We start from the raw sequence: 18234 nt of genomic DNA on the forward strand, positions 1-18234 counted from the left end.
GTGAGCACAGCGGGGCGCGTGGCCGAGCCACGCGCCCCGCTGTCGTGAACGGGGGTTCTCATGACGCAGGTCGCGGCCGAGCCGCAGGAGTTCTTCGCGCTGTTCGGCGCCGACCGCCGGCCCGACCCGTACCCGCACTACGCGCGGTGGCGTGAGCGGTGGCCGGTCGCCGCGCTGGCCCCGCAGATGTTCGCGGTCAGCGGCCTCGCCGAAGCCACGCAGGTGCTGCGCGACCCGGCGTTCGGGCACCCGGAACCCGAGTACCTGGATCCGGCGGACCGCCTCCCGGACCAGCCGGTCGACGAGTCAGGACGCGTGGTCCGGGCGTTCCTCTCGCTGAACCCGCCCGACCACACGCGGCTGCGGCGCCTGGTGGCGAAGGCGTTCACGCCGCGGATGGTGGAGCGGCTGGCACCGCGGATCGAGGAGCTCACGGCGTCGCTCCTGGACAGCGCCGGCGATGCCTTCGACCTGATGACGTCGCTCGCGAAGCCGCTGCCGGTCGAGGTGATCGCCGAGCTGCTGGGCGTCCCGCTGGACGACCGCGAGCAGTTCGCGGCGTGGTCGCACGCGATGGCGCGGGCGCTGGACCCGCCGTTCCTGCAGCGCCCGGAGACGATCGAGCCCGCGGTGAAGGCCCGGCAGTCGTTCGTCGGCTACTTCCGCGAGCTGGCGACCCGGCGCCGGAGCGAGCCGGGGGAGGACCTGCTGTCCCCGCTGGTCGCGGTCTCGGACGCGGGCGACGTGCTCACCGAGGGCGAGCTGCTGGTGACGCTCACGCTCCTGCTGATCGCGGGCCACGAGACGACGACGAACCTGATCGGCAACGGCGTCCTGGCGCTCCTGCACCACCCGGACGGTCTCCGCGCCGCGGCGGACGCCCCGGACCGGGTGGTGGAGGAGGTGCTGCGCTACGACTCCCCGGTCCAGCTGACCGCGCGCACGGCCCTGCGCGACACGACGCTGGCCGAGGTCCCGATCCCGGCGGGCAGCCAGGCGATCGTCCTGCTCGGCGCGGCCAACCGCGACCCGGCGGCGAGCCCCGATCCCGACGAGTTCGACCCGTCCCGGCCGGCGGCCCGCCACCTGGCGTTCGGCCAGGGAATCCACTTCTGCCTGGGTGCGCCGCTGGCGAGATTGGAGGGCCGCATCGTGCTCCGCGAACTGGCCCGGCGCCTCCCGGACCTCCGGCTGGCAGGCACCCCGGAGTGGAACCCGACAACCACCCTGCGCGGCCTGGCCACCTTGCCGGTCGCACGCTGACGCGGAAAGTCGGGTCAGCGCGGACCCGCACTGGGGCACCTGCTTCCGACGCTGCCTGATCGCGGCTTGGTTCCCAGCGCCCCAATGTGGCGTTGGGTGCGTCTGACGCACCGAACGCCACATTGGGTGCGTCCAGCGCACCCAACGCCACATTGGGTGCGTTCACCGGGCCCGCCCTGCTCCGTCACCCCGGCGGCGGCCGCGCCACCCCCGCCTCCCTCACGCCGCGCGCCGCAGGGCTCGGCCCGGGCGCGGCTTCAGCAGCGCGAAGCGCACGCAACGCCACCCCGTCGGCGTCCGCGTGAAGCGGGCCGCCAGTGCGAACGAGCGGCCGTCCGCCTCCACGCGGGCGCACGCCTCGATCACGTCCGGGGCCGGGGTGCACGTGTGGATCGTCTGCGTGCGGTGGCGCGGTCGTGTCCGGCTGGGACTGCTGAACCCCGCGTACACCTCCGGGGCCACCAGCGCGCGGACCTGCGCCGCCGGGCGGCGGCCGTCGTAGGCCTCCAGCAGCATGTTCAGCACGCGGCCGACCTCGCTCGCCTCGAGCTGCCGCGGCTCTGGACACCGGGTGCCGCCGCGGCGGTGTTCCAGGGGTGTCACCGACGGCGGCGGGTCCGCCCGCCGCGCCGCTTCGCAGTGGATGAGCGTTCGCAGGCGGTGTTGCTCGATCATTTCGTCCCCTCCTGGACTCGGCATTTCCCCACCTCCGCCGCTTAGAGGCAGGAACGGGCCGGAAAGGCGACGGGAATCGCACAATCCGGGCGAGATCCGCCGAACCGTGGGATTCCCCGGCAGTGTTGCGCTATGCGAGACAGCGCGTTGCGGCCCGGCTATGGTGTGCCGGGTGCTGAAAGGGCTATTGGTCGATTTCGCCGGAGTTCTCACCGACCCCGACGCCGGCCGGTTCTACGACTACCTGGCGGCCGCGCGCGAGCGAGGCGTCCGCACCGCGCTCCTCTCGAACGCCCCGGGGGCGTCGCCCGAGGTCAAGAACACGATGTTCGACTATTTCGACGCTCTGGTGTTTTCCGGCGAGGTCGGCGTGGCCAAGCCGGACCCGGCGGTCTACCTGATCGCGGCGGACCGCCTCGGGCTGCCCGCCGTGCGGTGCGCGTTCGTCGACGACTCCGTGACGAACATCCGCGGCGCCGTGCAGGCGGGCATGGTCGGTGTGCACCACCGCTCGGTCGAAGAGACCCTGACGGAACTGAGCGTGTTGTTCCCTGACGGCTGAGTAGTCAGCGCGCGCGGCGCACCAATTCGAACGACAAGACCGCCGCGGCGGCCGAGACGTTCAGCGACTCGACCTCACCGGGCATGGGAATCGACACCCATTCCGTGACGAGCTCGCCGACTTCTTCGCCGACGCCCGCAGTCTCGCCGCCGAGGACGAACGCCGCGCGCTGCGGCAGGTCGACGTCGAACACCGTGGTGCGCGCCGAAGCGCCCAGCGCGTAAAGCGCGTAGCCCGCTTCGGTGAGCATCTCCGCCGCTTCGCGTGCCGAGCCGCAGCGCAGCACCGGGGCGCGGAACGCGACCCCGGCCGAAGCCTTGACCACCAGCGGGTCCAGCGCCGCGACGCCGCGGCGCGGCACGATCACGCCTTCGAGCCCGGCGGCGGTCGCCGTCCGCAGGATCATGCCGACGTTCGCGGGGGTGGTGATGCCGTCCAGCAGCAGCACCCGCGACGGCGGGCGCCGGTCGGCCAGCGCCGCGGAAAGCGCGCGCATCCGCGGCGCGACGACGTCGGCGAGCACACCCTGGTCCTGCTTGCCGTTGCCGGCGAGCACCTTGACCCGGTGCGCGCTGGCGCGCTGCACCACCACGCCGGCCGCCTTGGCCGCGCGCTGGATCTCGGCCGCGCCGGGGCCGCGCGCGGTGTCGGCGAGGATCACCTTGTCCACGCGCAGGGCGTCGTCCGCCAGCGCCTCGAGCACCGGCTTGCGCCCGTACACGGTCAGGAAGCGGTCTTTCGGCGAGACAGTCGACTCATCACCCACACCCGGCAGTCTCGCATTGTGTAAGGATCGGCCCATGCCCGACCGCCTTTCCGCGCTGGACGCCTCGTTCCTCTACCTCGAGGACCACGCGACGCCGATGCACGTCGGCGGGGTGGCGATCTTCGAGCGGCCCCGGTCCGGGTTCGGCTATGCGCAGCTGCTGGACCTCGTCGGCGCGCGGCTGGCGTACCTGCCGCGGTACCGGCAGCGGGTGGCGGAGGTGCCCGGGCACCTCGCGCGTCCGGTGTGGGTGGACGACGTCGACTTCGACCTGAACTACCACGTCCGGCGCTCGGCGCTGCCCCACCCGGGCAGCGACGAGCAGCTGTTCGACCTGGTCGCCCGGCTGATGTCGCGGCGGCTGGCGCCGGAGCGGCCGCTCTGGGAGGCGTACTTCATCGAGGGCCTGGCCGGCGACCGCGTCGCGCTGGTGACGAAGACCCACCAGTCCGTTGTGGACGGTGTCGGCACGATCGAGCTCGGCCAGCTCATCCTCGACCCGACGCCGGCCGAGCCGGAACCCTTCGAGGACATCTGGACGCCGCGGCGCGAGCCGAGCCGCACGCAGCTGGTGCTGGACGCGGTCAGCGAAGGCGTCCAGCGGCCGGGCGAGGTCGTCGAGAACGTCCGCTCGGCGGCGAACGACGCGTTCGCGGCGGCGGGCAAGTTCGCCGAGACGGTCGGCGGCGTGGCGTCGACGCTGCGCACGCTGGTGCGGCCGGCACCGACCGGCCCGCTGAACGTCCGCGTGTCCGGCGGCCGCGTGTTCTCCGTGGTCCGGACGCGGCTGGAGGACTTCCGCAAGATCCGCGCGGCGCACGGCGGCACGGTCAACGACGTCGTCCTCGCGGCCATCACCGGCGCGCTGCGCGAATGGCTGCTTTCGCGCGAGGAGCAACTGACCCCGAACACGACGGTCCGCGCGCTGGTGCCGCTGGCGGTCCGCGACGAGGAGACGCCCGGGTACTCGACGCCGGGGCTGGTCGGCAACCAGGTGGCCGCGTACCTGGTGGACCTGCCGGTCGGCGAGCCCAACCCGGTGCTGCGCCTGCAGCACATCGGCCACGCGATGGCCGAGCACCGGGATTCGGGCCGTTCGGTGGCGGCGCGCGGCCTGCTCAAGGTCGGCGGCTTCGCCCCCGCTACGCTTCATTCGCTCGGCGCGCGGGCGGCGGGGTCGCTGTCGGGGCGCATCTTCAACGTCATGGTGACCAATTCGCCGGGCCCGCAGGTGCCGATGTACGCGGGAGAGGCCAGACTGGTCGAGATGTTCCCGGTGATGCCGCTGATGCGCACCCAGGCGCTGGCGATCGGGGTGACGTCCTACCACGGCGGCGTCTACTTCGGACTGAACGGCGACCGCAAGGCCGCTTTCGACGTCGACCTGCTGGCCGGGATGATCGAAGAATCCTTGGAAGAGCTGAAGGGTGCGCACTGGTGAGGGTTTATCTGCCTGCGACCATCGCGATGCTTCGCGACCTCGAGTCCTCGGGGGAGTTCCGCGCCCGCAGCGGAACGGCGTTCGCGCTGACGCCGGCCTTGCGCGAGGCGTACGTGAGCGGGTCCGACGAGGAGCTGGAGTACGCGGCCCTGCTGGACGCGGCGCGCGCTTCGCTGCGGCTGATCGCGGCGGAGGAGAAGGGCGAGCCACGCCGGGTGGTGGTGTCGGCGGACGTCGAGGGCGTGACGCTGCGCCCGGACCTGGACGCCCCGGTCGTCCGCATCGGGGGCCCGATCCCGCTGAAGGCGGTGGCGGCGATCCACGTGGACGCGCCCGAGGCCGCCGAAGCGGTATCGGCGGCCGCCGCGGTGATCGACGCGGCGGATCTCGGTGACCCGGACGCGGAGTTCACCCTGGGCGACGCCGAGGACCACGAACTGGCTTGGTACGCGCCGCAGGAACTGCCGTTCTTGCTGGAGCTGCTCTGAGTTGTCCCCAGGTGGGTTCACCTGTGGGCAACCCGCGGAGCCGTGACTACCCCACTTCGCCCGGGGGCGGCGGCTGGACGTCGACCGGGCTGCCCCAGTCCGAATACCGCGTCGTGATGCGCGCGTCGGAGCCCTGGAGGATCGGGGTCAGGTCCAGCACGATCCGCAGCGGCCGGTGCGCGTCGTCGAGCCACAGCTCCACCGGGAACTTGCCCAGCCGCCCCGCGGACTCCGGGGGCAGGCCCGCGGGCAGGTCCGTGCCCAGGCGGGCGAGGTCCAGCTCGACGCGGTAGTGCTCCGCCGCCACGCCGTCCAGCTGCGCGCGCTCGGACGAGACGATCGTGCCCGCCGTCCGGATTTCGCCCAGCGTGTGCGCCGGGTCGTTCTGCGCCGCCAGCTGCGTCAGGCTGCCGCCGAGCACCTGGGAGAACGGGTCGCCGCCGTCCGCCGCGACCAGTACCCACGGCTTCCCCGTGCCGACCTCGTCGCGCGACCCCTCCGGCACCTTCGCGTACAGCTTGCCCGCCACCAGGCGCAGCTCCATCGGCTCGCCGATGAAGTCGGTCGTCATCACTTGGGACGTCCCGGCGGTGGCGAAGCGCGCCTGGCCGGTGCCCTTCGAGCGGACCTCGCCGACCGCGACGTCCGTGGCGAACTTCGCCGAGCCGCTGCCCGTGGTGGCCGCCGTCGCGGCGTCGGCCAGCGCCCGCGCGTCGGTGAACGCGGGCGGCGACGGTGGGCCGGAGCAGGCGGAGAGCAGGAGGAACAGCAGCACTACGGCGGCTTTGCGCATGGCGCCAACAAAAACACAGCGGCTCCCCCGAACCCGTTCGGGGGAGCCGCTGCTACTCAGAGTTTTCCGGTCAGCGACCGGCCTTCTTCATCAGCTCGCCGAGGTCCACGACCTGGTCGGCCGGCGGGGCCTCCACGTCGACCTGGGTGCCCCAGTCGCTGTACTTCATCGTGAACTTCGCGTCGCCGGCCGGCGCGCCCAGCGCCTGCATCATCGGGCCCTGGTCCATGGTGACCTGCACCGGCAGGTTGTCCTTGTTCAGCCACAGCTCGGCCGGGATCTTGAGGTCCTTGCCCTTGAGCTTCTCGTTGATCTGGTCGCGCGCGGCGGCCGGGACCTGGCCGGTGAACTGGTCGATGGCCTTGGCCACGTCGAGCTCGACCTTGTAGTGGTTGACCTGCTCGCCGTTCAGCTCGGTCTGGTCGGACGAGATGATCCGGCCCGCCTTGGAGACCTGCTCCAGGATCTTGCTCGGGTCGCTCTGCTCCGCCGACTGCGACAGCGCGCTCCCCATCGCCTGCGAGATCGGGTCCGTGCCGTCGGCCGAGATCTTGGCCCACGCCTTGTCGGTGCCCATCTGCTTCTGCTGGTCGGCGGGCAGCTTGAGGTACATGACCTTGTCGACCATGCGCATCTCGGTGGTCTGGCCGGCCGCGGTGCTGGTCATCGAGAACTTCGTGTTCGCGCCGTCGAAGGCCATCGCGCCGGTCGCGCTCAGGGACTGGCCGGCGGCGGCGCCCTCCATGGTGAACTTCGCCGACTTGGACTTCTCGGTGCCCTGCTTCGACGCCGACGCCAGCTGGAACGCGTCGGTGAACGGCGAAGCGAGGCCGCTGCTGCTGCCACCGGCCTGCTCGCCGGCCGGGGCGGCGGTGCCCGTGGTGGAGTTGCCGCTGCACGCCGTCAGCGTCAGAACCAGCGCGGCACCGGCCGCGACCAGGGTGGTCTTGCGCATGTACATCCCCTCAGGATTGGAGCTTCCGCTGGGCATATCGCCCGAACGGGCGAATCATTACCTCTGTGACGGTGACGATCCGCGATCGGTTCCCGTTGCCTCAGGACTCCGTGGGGCGGGTCACGTCGTGCCCGCCGCGCGAGGCCAGCAGGCGCCGCAGTGACGTGAGCCGCTCGGGGCTCGCCGTGCCGTCGGCGACGACGTCGTCGAGCGCGCAGTCCGGGTCCTCGGGCGGGCCGAGGTGGCCGCAGCCCGACGGGCACTCCTCGGCGGCCGCAGCGAACTCCTCGAAGGCGTCGACGATGTCGTCCGCGGTGACGTGGGCCAGCCCGAACGACCGCACGCCGGGAGTGTCGATCACCCAGCCGCCGTCCGGGAGCGGCAGCGCCACCGCCGCGACGGACGTGTGCCGGCCCTTGCCGACCGCGCTGACCACGCCGACGGCCAGTTCGGCGGCCGGCACCAGCCGGTTCACCAATGTCGACTTGCCGACACCGGAGTGCCCGACGAGCGCCGTCACGCGGTCTTTCAGCAGCTCGTCGAGGCCTTCGGGCTGTTCGTCGAACCGGCTGACGATCACCGGGACGTCGAGGCCCGCGTACCCGGCCAGGAGCTCGTCCGGGCTGGCCAGGTCGGCCTTCGTCAGGCAGAGCACGGGCTCGACGCCGCCCGCGTAGCAGGCGACCAGGCAGCGGTCGATGAAGCCGGTGCGCGGCGGCGGGTCGGCCAGCGCGGTGACGATCAGCAGGCGCTCGGCGTTGGCGACGACCAGCCGCTCGTACGGGTCGGTGTCGTCGGCCGTGCGCAGCAGGGAGCTGGTGCGCTCGTCGACGCGGACGATGCGCGCGAGCGTGTCCGGCTTGCCGGAGACGTCGCCGACGATGCCCACCCGGTCGCCGACGACCACCGGCGTCCGGCCCAGCTCCCGGGCCCGCATCGCGGTGACCACCCGTTCGGGATCGGCGTCGATCGCGCAGGTCCAGCGCCCGCGGTCCTTGCCGATGACCATGGCGGTGACGGCGTCGGCGTGCTCGGGACGGCGCTTGCTGCGGGGCCGGGTGCCCTTGCCCGGACGCACGCGGACGTCGGACTCGTCCAGCCTGCTCCAGTCGTTGCGCGCCAAACCCGCCGTCCTCTCGTGCTCCGGTGCCACTCGAATGATCCCACGCCGCTCGCCACGGCCCTGGCCTGCGTGTAACGATGGCGTCCCCGGACGTTTCCGGCACGAGGAGGTTGGCGCATGTGCGGCCGTTACGCCGCCACGAAGGACCCGGCGAAGCTGATCGAGGAGTTCGAGGCGATCGACCTCACCGAGGGGCACGCGCGCGCCGACCACAACGTCGCGCCGACGAAGAACGTCGTCACGGTCGTGCAGCGGCACCCGCGTGACGCGGACGGCCACGTCCTCGAGGACGAGCCGGCCGAGCGTTCGCTGCGGATCATGAAGTGGGGCCTGGTGCCGTTCTGGGCCAAGGACCCGTCGGTCGGCTCGCGGATGATCAACACCCGCGCCGAGACGGCCGCCGAGAAGCCCGCTTTCCGCCGCGCGCTGGTGTCCCGCCGCTGCCTGGTGCCGGCCGATGGCTGGTTCGAGTGGCGCCGGACCGGCAAGGAGAAGGAGCCGTTCTACATGACGGCGCCGGACGACTCGTCGATCGCGTTCGGCGGGATCTGGGAGAGCTGGCACCCGAAGGACGACAAGGACGCGCCGCCGCTGATCACGTTCTCGATCATCACGACCGACGCTGCCGGCCAGCTGACCGACGTCCACCACCGGATGCCGCTGATCGTGCCGAAGTCGCACTGGGACGGCTGGCTCGATCCGGACCGCGAGGACGTCACGGACCTGCTGGTGCCGACGCCGGACGACATCGTCGCGTCGCTGGAGCTGCGGCCGGTTTCGACGCTGGTCAACAACGTCCGCAACAACGGGCCCGAGCTGCTGGAGCGCGTCGAGCCGGCGCACGAGGGCACCCTCTTCTCATGACGGCCCTCGAGATCGACACCGCCTACGGCCCGGCGCGGGCCTACCTGCACTGCGCCGAGGAGGGCGCGGCGGTGCTGATGCTCGGCCACGGCGCGGGCGGCGGCCTCGGCGCGAAGGACCTGGTGGCGGTCACGCGCGCGGCCCAGGCGGCCGGCGTGCACGTGGCGCTGGTCGAGCAGCCGTACCGGGTGGCGGGCCGCCGCGCCCCGGCCCCGGCGAACCAGCTGGACACGGCGTGGCTGACGATCGCGGACGACCTGTCGGCGCGCTTCGACGACCTCCCGTTCGTGTTCGGCGGCCGCTCGTCGGGCGCCCGGGTCGCCTGCCGGACGGCGGCGCAGGGCCAGGCGGTGGCGGTGCTGTGCCTGGCGTTCCCGGAGCACCCGCCGGGCAAGCCGGAGAAGACGCGCCAGCCGGAGCTGGACGCGGTCGAGGTGCCGGTGCTGGTGGTGCAGGGGGAGAACGACCCGTTCGGGCGGCCCGCGGCGGGGCCGCACCACGAGATCGTGGTGGTCGAGGGCGACCACAGCCTGTCGAAGGACCTGGAGGGCGTCTCGCGGGCGGCGACGGAGTGGCTGTCGCGGGTGCTGCGCCCGCTGGCCTGACGCTGGTCGCCCCCATCGGCGGCATCTCGGCGAGGTCGGGCCGGTCCGGCGGTCCGCGATGTCATGAAAGGGTCGTTCACCTCGCCAGACGACATGAACGACCCTTTCACGACATCGCCGCGACGCCGGACAAACATACGGCCCAGCGACTCTGCCGCAGGTCACCCGCTCGCCGGCGCGAGTTTTGCCGGGTCCCGGCGCCGGATTCAAGAGGCGAGCGCAGCCGCTACTGAGAAAACCTCAAGGCCGCCTTGGGCCGCTGGCGACCGGTCAACACGCTGGTCAGGCCGCGATCGACGCCACCACCGCACCCGTCAGCCGGATCAGCTCACCCGGCGCCAGCTCCACCTCAAGCCCCCGGCGTCCCGCCGAACAGAACACCGTCTCGAACGCCGAAGCCGACGCGTCGATCACCACCGGTAACCGGCTCCGGTGGCCCAACGGCGAGATCCCGCCCAGCACGTACCCCGTCGCCCGCTGGGCCGCCGCCGGGTCGGCCATCTTCGCCTTCTTGCCGCCCGCCGCCGCGGCCAGTTTCTTCAGGTCCAGCTGGCCCGTGACCGGGACCACGCCCACCACGAGCCGGCCGTCGACTTCGGCGACCAGGGTCTTGAACACCCGCGCCCGGTCCAGGCCCAGCGCCTCGACCGCCTCCAGTCCGTACGACTCCGCGCGGGGGTCGTGGTCGTACGCGTGCAGCGTGTGCGCCACCTTCTGCTTGCCCAACAACGCCGTCGCCGGGGTGCCCTTGCCAGCCATGGGCCGGAAGTCTAGGGAATGCCCGCCTGCCCCGATCGGTTGTAGGGGACGTGACACCAACGCTCGCCACCACACGCTCTCGCAGCCGTCGTCGTCCCGATGCACCGGCGAACCGCGGCGTGCCCGGCCCCCGCGTAAACTCGGGTCTGCCGTATGCGCGCACGCGCATCGACGCCGAGCGGGAAGGGAACGGTTTGCCGAGCACGCAGAACTCAGCGCCGGAGGAAGCGACCGAGGCCGAGCGCGCCGAGCGCTTCGAGCGGGACGCCATGCCGCTGCTCGACCAGCTGTACTCGGCCGCGATGCGGATGACCCGCAACCCCGCTGACGCCGAAGACCTGGTCCAGGAGACCTACCTGAAGGCGTACGCCGCCTTCGCGTCCTTCAAGGCCGGTACGAACCTCAAGGCCTGGATGTACCGCATCCTGACCAACACCTACATCAACGGCTACCGCAAGCGGCAGCGGCAGCCCGTGCAGCAGCCCACCGAGGAGATCACCGACTGGCAGATCGCCAAGGCGGAGAGCCACACCTCCAGCGGGCTGCGTTCGGCCGAGGTCGAGGCGATGGACAACCTGCCCGACACCGACGTCAAGGCCGCGCTGCAGAAGCTGCCCGAGGAGTTCCGGCTGGCCGTCTACCTGGCCGACGTCGAGGGCTTCGCGTACAAGGAGATCGCCGAGATCATGGACACCCCCATCGGCACCGTGATGTCCCGCCTCCACCGCGGCCGCGCCCAGCTGCGCGACCTGCTCGCCGACGTCGCGAGGGAACGCGGCTTCATCCGGGGTGCCAAGGAGGAGGTGGCCGGGCGATGAGCGACATGTGCGAAGGCGCGTCCGACAAGGTCCGGTGCGAAGAAGCGCTCGCCGACATCTACCTGCTGCTCGACCGCGAGTGCAGCCCCGAGCGGGACGCCGCGCTGCGCGCCCACATCGACGACTGCCCGCCGTGCCTCGAGGAGTACGGCATCGACGAGCACATCAAGCAGCTCCTGGCCCGCAAGTGCGGTGGCGACCACGCCCCCGCCGAGCTGAAGAGCCGGCTGCGCGCGTCGATCCGCCAGACCGTCGCCTCCCGCGGCGGGGTGACGGTCGAACGCACCGAGATCACCCTCGAGCAGCGCTCCGAATAACGCGCCCGAGCACGACGAAGGCCCCCGCACCTCGGTGTGGGGGCCTTCGGCATGCCGAACGCTCAGGCGTTGGGCTTCTTGCCGTGGTTCGCGCCGTTCTTCTTCCGGTCGCGACGCTTGCGGGCGCGCTTCGACATGTTCACTCCTCGTCGGCGAAGCTGGTCAACCTCTCAAGTGTGTCATGACGTCCCGTTCTGGTTGGATGGGGTGGTCGGGCGAGCACGAGGAGGGGTGGCGATGGCCGAGATCCGGGCGGAGATGGTCGGCACCGTGCTCGAGGTCGTCGCGGCGCCCGGGGCCGCGCTGAACGCCGGCGACACCGTGCTGATCCTGGAGTCGATGAAGATGGAGCTGCCCGCCGTGAGCGAGAAGGCAGGCACGCTGACCAGCCTCGCCGTGGCGAAGGGCGACCGCGTCCAGCAGGGTGACGTGCTCGGGACGGTCGAGTAGCCGTGTCGACGCTCGCCGAACTGCTCGCCGAGAACACCGGCCTCCCCGGGGAGGCGGCGGACCACCTCCAGACCGTCGTCGCCGAGTGGCAGCTGCTGGCAGACCTGTCCTTCGCCGACTTCCTGCTCTGGGTCCCGGTGACCGAGGAGCTGCAGCCGGACGGCGGCGACTTCGTCTGCGTCGCGCACGCGCGGCCGACGACGGCGCCCACCGCGCACCCCGAGGACGTCGTCGGCACCCGGTTCACGGTGGAGGAGCACCCGCAGCTGGCGAAGGCCATGCGCGAGGTGCGGATCTGCCGCGAGGAAGACCCGCACTGGTACCGCGACCTGCCGATGCGGCGCGAGGCGATCCCGGTGCGCTTCCACGACGACGTCGTCGCCGTGATGAGCCGCGAGACGAACCTGGCCGCGCCGCGCGTGCCGTCGCCGCTGGAGATCGCCTACCTCGGCAGCGCCGGCGACCTGTGCCAGATGATCGTCGACGGCACGTTCCCGCCGAGCGGCAGCAACGCCACCGACACGCACACCTCGCCGCGGGTCGGGGACGGGCTGATCCGGCTCGACTCGAGCGGCACGGTCGTCTTCGCCAGCCCGAACGGCCTGTCCGCCTACCACCGGATGGGGCACGAGTCCGACCTGGTGGGCACCCGCCTGGCGCCGCTGACGCGCTCGCTGATCCGCGACCCGTTCGACGCGACCGAGGTGTCCCACCGGATCATCGAGGCGCTCGACGGGAAGCCGTCGAGCCGCACGGAGGCCGATTCGCGGCGCGGCGCCGTGGTGCTGTTCCGCGCGCTGCCGCTGCGCCCGGCCGGGCAGGCGGCGGGCGCGCTGGTGCTGGTCCGCGACGTCACCGAGGTGAAGCGGCGCGACCGCGCGCTTCTTTCGAAGGACGCGACGATCCGTGAGATCCACCACCGGGTGAAGAACAACCTGCAGACGGTAGCCGCGCTGCTGCGCCTGCAGTCCCGCCGGACGTCGTCGGAGGAGGCGCGGCTCGCGCTGGCCGAGTCGGTGCGCCGGGTGACGTCGATCGCGCTGGTGCACGAGGCGCTGTCGATTTCGGTGGACGAGCGCGTCGACCTCGACAAGCTGCTCGACAACGTGCTGCCGATGGTCGGCGAGGTCGCCACGGCGGAGTCGCAGGTCGGGCTGAAGCGCACGGGCTCGTTCGGCGTGGTCGTCGCGGAGATCGCGACGCCGCTGGTGATGGTGCTGGCCGAACTGGTGCAGAACGCCGTCGAGCACGCCTTCCCGGCGGGCCGCTCCGGCAAGGTCGAGCTGATCGTGGAGCGCTCGGCGCGCTGGCTGGACGTCGTGATCCGCGACAACGGCCGAGGGTTGCCCTCGGGGTTCTCGCTGGAGCGCTCGGACGGCCTCGGCCTGCAGATCGTGCGGACGCTGGTGGAATCCGAGCTGCGCGGATCGCTTTCGCTGCGGAAGGTGCGCGTGGAGGCGTCGTCGACCCGGGTGACGGGAACCGAAGCGGCGCTGCGCATCCCGCTCTCGCGTCGGCTTTAGACAGTCGCGTTCGGACCCGGACACGTTGAAGGCCCGGCACCAGGTGCACAGGTGCCGGGCCGTTCAACGTTTTGCGGGAGGACTTGAAGTCCCGGTGAGGTTTCAGCACACCCGTCGCCAGGTGGTTTCGCCTCGGTTGTTAAGCTTGAGCCGGGTAGGTATCGCCCCAGACGGCGTGGGCACGAGAAATGCCCGCCGGGTGAAATTCCTGCTCGGCTCGGGTGGATCCGTGGAACTTGGGGAAATCAGGCGTTGGTACGCGTGCCGATGTGCGTACGGCGGCGCTTGAGCGCGCGTCGCTCGTCCTCGCTCATGCCGCCCCACACGCCGGCGTCCTGACCGCTGGCCAGAGCCCAGGCCAGGCAGTCGGAAGCGACGGTGCAGCGGTGGCACACGGCCTTCGCCTGAGCAACCTGCGACAGAGCGGGCCCGCTGGTTCCCACCGGGAAGAACAGCTCGGGGTCCTCGTCTCGGCAGGCCGCGTCGTGGCGCCAGTCCATGTTCGTGAGCTCCTTCACATGACGCGGGAGGGCCGCGCCACAGTCGTCAATGGCGGTCGTGTTCTTGGGTGCTTGTGAATGCTTTCACGAAGCACCGCTTTCGACAAGGGTTTGCGGAAGATCGGTGAGTCAGCTCACCCGGCCGAGCTACGCTTCTGACCTGCGGTTTCTCTCCGAAACAGCCCGCCTGGGGGAAGGCTGATGCGCTGAGTGGAGCTTCTGCGTCGACGAACGGCAGATTGCACTTTGCCGCAGGCGATCAGCGGTCTCGAAGTCACACGATTACGGTGAGTGCATCCGGGACGCTGAAAAACTCCACGCGATTCCGCTGGCCGACGAGGTCGCCGTCCACCTGGAAGTTTACCGGTTCAGCTGCGTCGATGCGGATCATCGGCAGGTCATCGTGACGCACGAGACGTCGGCCTTTCTGGTTGCTCTTCGTAGCCAAAGCACGCCGTACATGCTTGAACACCGTGGGCAACCCCAGACCGTTCAACGCGAACAAGCCCAATCCCGTCTCGAACGAGCAGCCCGGGTTGAGGTGGACCGGACGCTCGCCCAGGTAGCTCCACGGATCGGTGTTCGACACGAAAGCGGTCAGCGCTTCGGCGGGTTCGTGACCGGGAACGCGGATCGTGAGGACCGGCCGGCCCAGCGGGGGCCGGAAGTAGGACCGGACGGCGGCCCGCAGGTAGAGGCCGGCGGTCGTCTGCTTGCCGCGGCGCTTCGCCACGCGGCCGACGACGTCGGCGTCCCAGCCGAGGCCGGCGTTGAAGGTGAACCAGTGCCCGTCGGCCAGGCCGAGGCCGACCCGGCGCGAGCCGTCGTGCTCCAGCGCGTACAGCAGCTGGTGGGTGGCTTCGACGGGGTCCGAGGAGATGCCGAGGGCGCGCGCGAACACGTTGGCCGAGCCGCCGGGCACGACGCCCAGCGCCGGCACCGGGCCGATCTGCGTGGGATCGCCGTCCGCGTCCGCCAGGAGGCCGTTGACGACCTCGTTGACCGTGCCGTCGCCGCCGTGCGCCACGACCAGGTCGATGCCGTCCCGCGCGGCCGAGCGCGCGACGGCCATCGCGTGGCCGCGGTAGTCCGTCTCGACCACGTCGAGCTTGACCTGGCTGGCGAGCGCGTGCGCCAGCACGTCCCGGCCACCGGCGGTGGTCGAGGTGGCCTGGGGGTTCACGACGAGGATTGCGCGCACTACCGCAGGGTAGGTGACTTCCGGCGGCCCGAGAACCTTCCGGACCCGCATGGTGACCGGCGCAACCCCGGCGAACAGCACCTTCTCGTCCCTGTGGCGGGCGGCCCTCCTTCACGTGCGGCGTCCGCTCGTCGTGACAAGTGCACCCGGGCCGACCGCCCGCTCATCGACGACCCTTGAATTCTCAGCGCCCGGGCGGTCCCGCGAAAACGGCCGACCGGGTGGCATACGATCGAATCAGCTCACGCACCGTGACCCGCCCTGGTCTGGTCCACTGTGCTCCCGCGAAAAGATCTTCCGGAAGGCGCCCTGTGAAGCTCTCGCCCGCTCCCCGTGAGGTCCGGCTGGCCGGCGTCGTCACCGCGGTGCCGTCGCTCGCCCTGCTGGTGTTCGGGGTGGTCGTGCTGGTGAACGGCCTGGGCTCGCCGACGCGGCCGGGCAACAACGTCTTCGTCGAGTCGGGCACGTTCATCGTGGTGGCGCTGGCGTTCCTGGCCGCGTCCGGCGGGCTGGTCCTCGGCCAGACGTGGGCGCGCTCGCCCGGCGTGGTGATCGCGCTGATCGTGATCGGGCTCGGCTGGTACCTGCTCGGCCCGTCCGGCGAGCCGGCGTGGGGCGTGCCGGTCGCGCTGTTCGGCATCGCCGCGCTGGCGCTGCTGTTCCGCCGCCCGGCCCGCGAGTGGGCACTGGGCCTGCGCGAGGGCGAGACGGAGACGGAAGCCGCCGAGCGCGGCGGCCTGGCCGGTCGCCGCGCCGAGCGTGAAGGCCGCGAAGAGGACTAAGCCTGCGCCGCCAGTGCCTGCAGGGGCGCGTCGGTGAGGCGGTTGACGGTCCACTCGTCCATCGGGACCGCGCCGAGCGCCTTGTAGAACTCCGTGGCCGGGTTCCAGTCCAGCACCGACCACTCGAGCCGCGCGTAGCCGTTCGCGACGCACTCGGCCGCCAGCGCCGCCAGCAGGGCCTTGCCCAGGCCGGAGCCGCGGTGCGCGGGGAGGACGAACAGGTCCTCCAGGTAGATCCCGTGCACCCCGCGCCAGGTGGAGAAGTTGAGGAACCACACGGCGAAGCCGACGATCTCGCCGTCCACTTCGGCCACGTGCCCGAACAGCTTCGGCGCCTCGCCGAACAACGCGGAATGCAACTGCTCGGAAGTCAGGTGGCACTCGTCGGGCGCGCGCTCGTACTCCGCCAGCGCGTACGCGAGGGCGACGGCGGCCTCGACGTCGTCGGGTCTGATCCGGCGGATGCGGTCGTCGGGCACGTCAGTCCTCCAGGGCGGGCAGCAGGTTGAGGTGTTCGATCTGCGGCTCGCCGCGCTCGTCGCCGAGCACCGCGATGCCGGCCGCGTCGAGTCCGAAGTGGACGCCCGCGGTCGCGGGGAGGGCGAGCCAGCGGGCCACCAGCACGCGGCTGAAGTGGCCGTGCCCGACCAGGATGACGTCGCCGGCTTCGCTGTCGCGGCGGGCTCGTGCCAGGACGCGGTCCGCACGCGCGGACACCTCGTCGGCGCTCTCGCCGCCGGGGATCGGGTGCGTCCAGACCGTCCAGCCCGGCACCGTCTCGCGGATCTGCGGCGTGGTGACGCCTTCGTAGTCGCCGTAGTCCCACTCGGCCAGGTCTTCGGTGACTTCGTCGACGCGCAGCCCGGCCAGCGCGGCGGTCCGCAGCGCGCGGGCGCGCGGGCTCGAGAGCACCAGCGACGGGCCGCCGACCAGGCTGCGCAGCGTGCCGCCGGCGGCCAGTGCCTGGCTTTCGCCTGCCGGGGTCAGCGGGATGTCGGTGCGGCCGGTGTGCCGCCCGTTCACCGACCATTCGGTCTGCCCGTGCCGGAGGAGGAAGAGACGGTTCGCCACGCGGCCGAACATACCCGGCCGTTTGCGCGCGAGCAGGTCGTCTGCTTAGCTACTGACCAGTAGCTTAGTTCGAGGAGAACCGCATGTCCGAGACGCCGTCGTTCGCGCTGTGGCACAAGCTGGCCGCGAAGCCGGGCGGGAAGCAGCTGTTCAGCGCCGCGATGTGCGTGCGCGTGCCGTACTTCCGCACGGTGCTGCCCTCGGTGCGCGAGCTGCGGCCCGGCCACTGCGAGGTGACCGCGCCGAAGTGGTGGGGTGTTTACAACCACATCCGCACGTTCCACGCCATCGCCGCCTGCAACCTCGCCGAGATCGCGATGGGCATGCTCGCCGAGGCGACCGTCCCGGCCACGCACCGCTGGCTGCCGAAGGGCATGAACGTCCAGTACGTCGCCAAGGCCGAAACGGGCCTGCGTGCGGTGGCGTCGCTGCCCGAGCTGCCGGACTTCGGGGACGAGGGCTTCGAGCTGCCCGTCCCGGTGACCATTTCGGACGCGAACGGCAAGGCCGTGGTCACCGGGACGATCACCATCTGGGTGACGCCGAAGAAGCGTTAGAGCGGCTTGTACCGCACGTACGTCGTCTGGTGGAACGTGTTCTCGCCAGACGGCGACGGCAGGCCGAGCCGCCGGTCGACGAGCCGGCCCAGCGGCCCGCAGCCGGTGGTCGCGGGCACGGCCAGATCCCGGTCCACGACGCCGAAGTGCACGGTCGTCGGGTTCGTCGAGAGCACCGTCGGCGGCACGGCCGGGTCGTCGTGGACGACGGTGTGGATGACCCCGATCCGGCAGTCCTTGCCCAGCAACGGGTGCCGCAGCGTGGCGTAGACGTCCAGCTCGCCGCGCCGCTCGTCGTTGCTCTGGAAGTCCGAATAGCCGCCGTAGTGCAGCTGGAGCGTCGTGCCCGCGAGGCCGGGGACGCGCACCGGCTCGTGCCGCAGCGCGCCGAACACCTGCGCGTACTCGCCGTTCACGCGGCCTTCGCTGAACGTCAGGCGCATTTCCCCGAGTGGCAGCTCGGTGCCGTGGATCGTCAGTTTCCCTTGCGAGACAAAGGCTTCGCAGCGCCACGTGCCCGGGTCGGCGTTCGCGGGCGGTGCCGGGCAGTCCGAGAAGTCGAACGTCGGCAGCTCGTCGGCGGACGCCGTCCCCGGCACGACCCCCAGTGCGGCGACAGCGGCCGCGGCCGCCCCCAGTGCGAGAAGTTTCATGCCGGTGAGCTTGCTCGCCCCGCGTGGCCGCGACATCCGGGATCGCCCCCAGGGGAGACCCGAGGATT

The 18234-nt window shown here is 71.6% G+C and carries 24 protein-coding genes; 12 read left to right on the forward strand and 12 right to left on the reverse strand.

Translation table 11 applies throughout. From position 1 onward, the window contains the following. Positions 1 to 60: 60 nt before the first annotated feature. Positions 61 to 1263, forward strand: coding sequence for a cytochrome P450 (locus EIY87_RS27205; RefSeq protein WP_125312707.1), 1203 nt, complete (start codon positions 61 to 63; stop codon positions 1261 to 1263). A 219-nt stretch (positions 1264 to 1482) separates the two neighbouring features. Here the strand turns inward: EIY87_RS27205 and EIY87_RS27215 are convergent, their stop codons facing one another. Next, entirely contained in the window at positions 1483 to 1938 is a 456-nt protein-coding gene (locus EIY87_RS27215; RefSeq protein ID WP_125312709.1) for an Rv3235 family protein, read from the reverse strand. 187 nt (positions 1939 to 2125) lie between these two features. Between EIY87_RS27215 and EIY87_RS27220 the strand changes: the two genes are divergently transcribed. Then, positions 2126 to 2500, forward strand: a complete 375-nt coding sequence (locus tag EIY87_RS27220) for an HAD-IA family hydrolase (RefSeq protein ID WP_125313550.1) — start codon at positions 2126 to 2128, stop codon at positions 2498 to 2500. Between the two features lie 4 nt (positions 2501 to 2504). Here the strand turns inward: EIY87_RS27220 and EIY87_RS27225 are convergent, their stop codons facing one another. Beyond that, a complete protein-coding gene (locus EIY87_RS27225; protein WP_125312710.1) occupies positions 2505 to 3266 on the reverse strand; it encodes a TrmH family RNA methyltransferase in 762 nt (253 codons plus the stop codon). A gap of 34 nt (positions 3267 to 3300) precedes the next feature. Here EIY87_RS27225 and EIY87_RS27230 point away from each other — a divergent pair, with 34 nt between their 5' ends. Both EIY87_RS27230 and EIY87_RS27235 read left to right on the forward strand, forming a co-directional pair. Then, on the forward strand, positions 3301 to 4707 hold the full coding sequence (locus EIY87_RS27230) for a WS/DGAT/MGAT family O-acyltransferase (RefSeq protein WP_125312711.1): 1407 nt from the start codon (positions 3301 to 3303) through the stop codon (positions 4705 to 4707). Continuing rightward, a complete protein-coding gene (locus EIY87_RS27235) occupies positions 4704 to 5195 on the forward strand; it encodes a DUF6912 family protein (protein WP_103348528.1) in 492 nt (163 codons plus the stop codon). The genes EIY87_RS27230 and EIY87_RS27235 overlap by 4 nt, the downstream gene beginning before the upstream one ends. 46 nt (positions 5196 to 5241) lie before the next feature. Here the strand turns inward: EIY87_RS27235 and EIY87_RS27240 are convergent, their stop codons facing one another. The 3 genes from EIY87_RS27240 to rsgA form a co-directional block, all read right to left on the reverse strand. Beyond that, positions 5242 to 5988, reverse strand: a complete 747-nt coding sequence (locus EIY87_RS27240) for a hypothetical protein (protein WP_125312712.1) — start codon at positions 5986 to 5988, stop codon at positions 5242 to 5244. A 70-nt stretch (positions 5989 to 6058) separates the two neighbouring features. Continuing rightward, a complete protein-coding gene (locus tag EIY87_RS27245; RefSeq protein ID WP_125312713.1) occupies positions 6059 to 6943 on the reverse strand; it encodes a LolA-like protein in 885 nt (294 codons plus the stop codon). A 100-nt stretch (positions 6944 to 7043) separates the two neighbouring features. Next, positions 7044 to 8066, reverse strand: coding sequence for a ribosome small subunit-dependent GTPase A (gene rsgA / locus EIY87_RS27250; RefSeq protein ID WP_125312714.1), 1023 nt, complete (start codon positions 8064 to 8066; stop codon positions 7044 to 7046). 117 nt (positions 8067 to 8183) lie between these two features. On the opposite strand from rsgA, the gene EIY87_RS27255 reads away from it, so the two are divergent. Next, the gene (locus EIY87_RS27255) at positions 8184 to 8930 is read left to right on the forward strand and encodes an SOS response-associated peptidase (protein WP_125312715.1); all 747 of its coding nucleotides are present in this window, start codon (positions 8184 to 8186) and stop codon (positions 8928 to 8930) included. Further along, complete coding sequence (locus EIY87_RS27260; RefSeq protein ID WP_125312716.1) at positions 8927 to 9535, forward strand: alpha/beta hydrolase family protein; 609 nt, start codon at positions 8927 to 8929, stop codon at positions 9533 to 9535. The genes EIY87_RS27255 and EIY87_RS27260 overlap by 4 nt, the downstream gene beginning before the upstream one ends. A gap of 282 nt (positions 9536 to 9817) precedes the next feature. Here the strand turns inward: EIY87_RS27260 and ybaK are convergent, their stop codons facing one another. After that, complete coding sequence (ybaK, locus tag EIY87_RS27265; RefSeq protein ID WP_125312717.1) at positions 9818 to 10294, reverse strand: Cys-tRNA(Pro) deacylase; 477 nt, start codon at positions 10292 to 10294, stop codon at positions 9818 to 9820. Positions 10295 to 10488: 194 nt separating this feature from the next. On the opposite strand from ybaK, the gene EIY87_RS27270 reads away from it, so the two are divergent. Together EIY87_RS27270 and rsrA are read left to right on the forward strand one after the other, a co-directional pair. Beyond that, positions 10489 to 11112, forward strand: coding sequence for a sigma-70 family RNA polymerase sigma factor (locus EIY87_RS27270; protein ID WP_125312718.1), 624 nt, complete (start codon positions 10489 to 10491; stop codon positions 11110 to 11112). Beyond that, positions 11109 to 11429, forward strand: a complete 321-nt coding sequence (gene rsrA / locus EIY87_RS27275; RefSeq protein ID WP_125312719.1) for a mycothiol system anti-sigma-R factor — start codon at positions 11109 to 11111, stop codon at positions 11427 to 11429. Before EIY87_RS27270 ends, rsrA begins: the two co-directional genes overlap by 4 nt. 62 nt (positions 11430 to 11491) lie before the next feature. On the opposite strand, the gene EIY87_RS49285 is transcribed toward rsrA, so the two are convergent. Beyond that, positions 11492 to 11566, reverse strand: coding sequence for a 50S ribosomal protein bL37 (locus tag EIY87_RS49285; protein ID WP_098515123.1), 75 nt, complete (start codon positions 11564 to 11566; stop codon positions 11492 to 11494). A gap of 100 nt (positions 11567 to 11666) precedes the next feature. Here EIY87_RS49285 and EIY87_RS27280 point away from each other — a divergent pair, with 100 nt between their 5' ends. Further along, a complete protein-coding gene (locus EIY87_RS27280) occupies positions 11667 to 11879 on the forward strand; it encodes a biotin/lipoyl-binding carrier protein (protein WP_125312720.1) in 213 nt (70 codons plus the stop codon). Between the two features lie 2 nt (positions 11880 to 11881). Further along, complete coding sequence (locus EIY87_RS27285) at positions 11882 to 13402, forward strand: sensor histidine kinase (protein WP_125312721.1); 1521 nt, start codon at positions 11882 to 11884, stop codon at positions 13400 to 13402. Between the two features lie 245 nt (positions 13403 to 13647). On the opposite strand, the gene EIY87_RS27290 is transcribed toward EIY87_RS27285, so the two are convergent. Together EIY87_RS27290 and EIY87_RS27295 are read right to left on the reverse strand one after the other, a co-directional pair. Beyond that, on the reverse strand, positions 13648 to 13902 hold the full coding sequence (locus EIY87_RS27290) for a WhiB family transcriptional regulator (protein ID WP_072481920.1): 255 nt from the start codon (positions 13900 to 13902) through the stop codon (positions 13648 to 13650). A gap of 274 nt (positions 13903 to 14176) precedes the next feature. Further along, positions 14177 to 15103 carry a diacylglycerol/lipid kinase family protein gene (locus EIY87_RS27295; protein ID WP_125313551.1) on the reverse strand — a complete coding sequence of 309 codons (927 nt, stop codon included), beginning with the start codon at positions 15101 to 15103 and terminating at the stop codon, positions 14177 to 14179. Positions 15104 to 15414: 311 nt separating this feature from the next. On the opposite strand from EIY87_RS27295, the gene EIY87_RS27300 reads away from it, so the two are divergent. Continuing rightward, positions 15415 to 15885: a hypothetical protein gene (locus tag EIY87_RS27300; RefSeq protein ID WP_125312722.1), complete on the forward strand. Its 471-nt coding sequence runs from the start codon at positions 15415 to 15417 to the stop codon at positions 15883 to 15885. Here the strand turns inward: EIY87_RS27300 and EIY87_RS27305 are convergent. Both EIY87_RS27305 and EIY87_RS27310 read right to left on the reverse strand, forming a co-directional pair. Then, positions 15882 to 16364, reverse strand: coding sequence for a GNAT family N-acetyltransferase (locus tag EIY87_RS27305; RefSeq protein ID WP_125312723.1), 483 nt, complete (start codon positions 16362 to 16364; stop codon positions 15882 to 15884). The two genes, EIY87_RS27300 and EIY87_RS27305, sit on opposite strands and share 4 nt — an antisense overlap. A 1-nt stretch (position 16365) precedes the next feature. Then, on the reverse strand, positions 16366 to 16956 hold the full coding sequence (locus EIY87_RS27310; protein ID WP_125312724.1) for an acid phosphatase: 591 nt from the start codon (positions 16954 to 16956) through the stop codon (positions 16366 to 16368). Between the two features lie 83 nt (positions 16957 to 17039). Here EIY87_RS27310 and EIY87_RS27315 point away from each other — a divergent pair, with 83 nt between their 5' ends. Next, positions 17040 to 17513 carry a hotdog fold domain-containing protein gene (locus tag EIY87_RS27315; protein WP_125312725.1) on the forward strand — a complete coding sequence of 158 codons (474 nt, stop codon included), beginning with the start codon at positions 17040 to 17042 and terminating at the stop codon, positions 17511 to 17513. Here EIY87_RS27315 and EIY87_RS27320 read toward each other — a convergent pair. After that, entirely contained in the window at positions 17510 to 18166 is a 657-nt protein-coding gene (locus tag EIY87_RS27320) for a hypothetical protein (RefSeq protein WP_125312726.1), read from the reverse strand. The genes EIY87_RS27315 and EIY87_RS27320 overlap by 4 nt on opposite strands. Between the last annotated feature and the right edge of the window lie 68 nt (positions 18167 to 18234).

Source organism: Amycolatopsis eburnea (assembly GCF_003937945.1).
Lineage (GTDB): Bacteria > Actinomycetota > Actinomycetes > Mycobacteriales > Pseudonocardiaceae > Amycolatopsis > Amycolatopsis eburnea.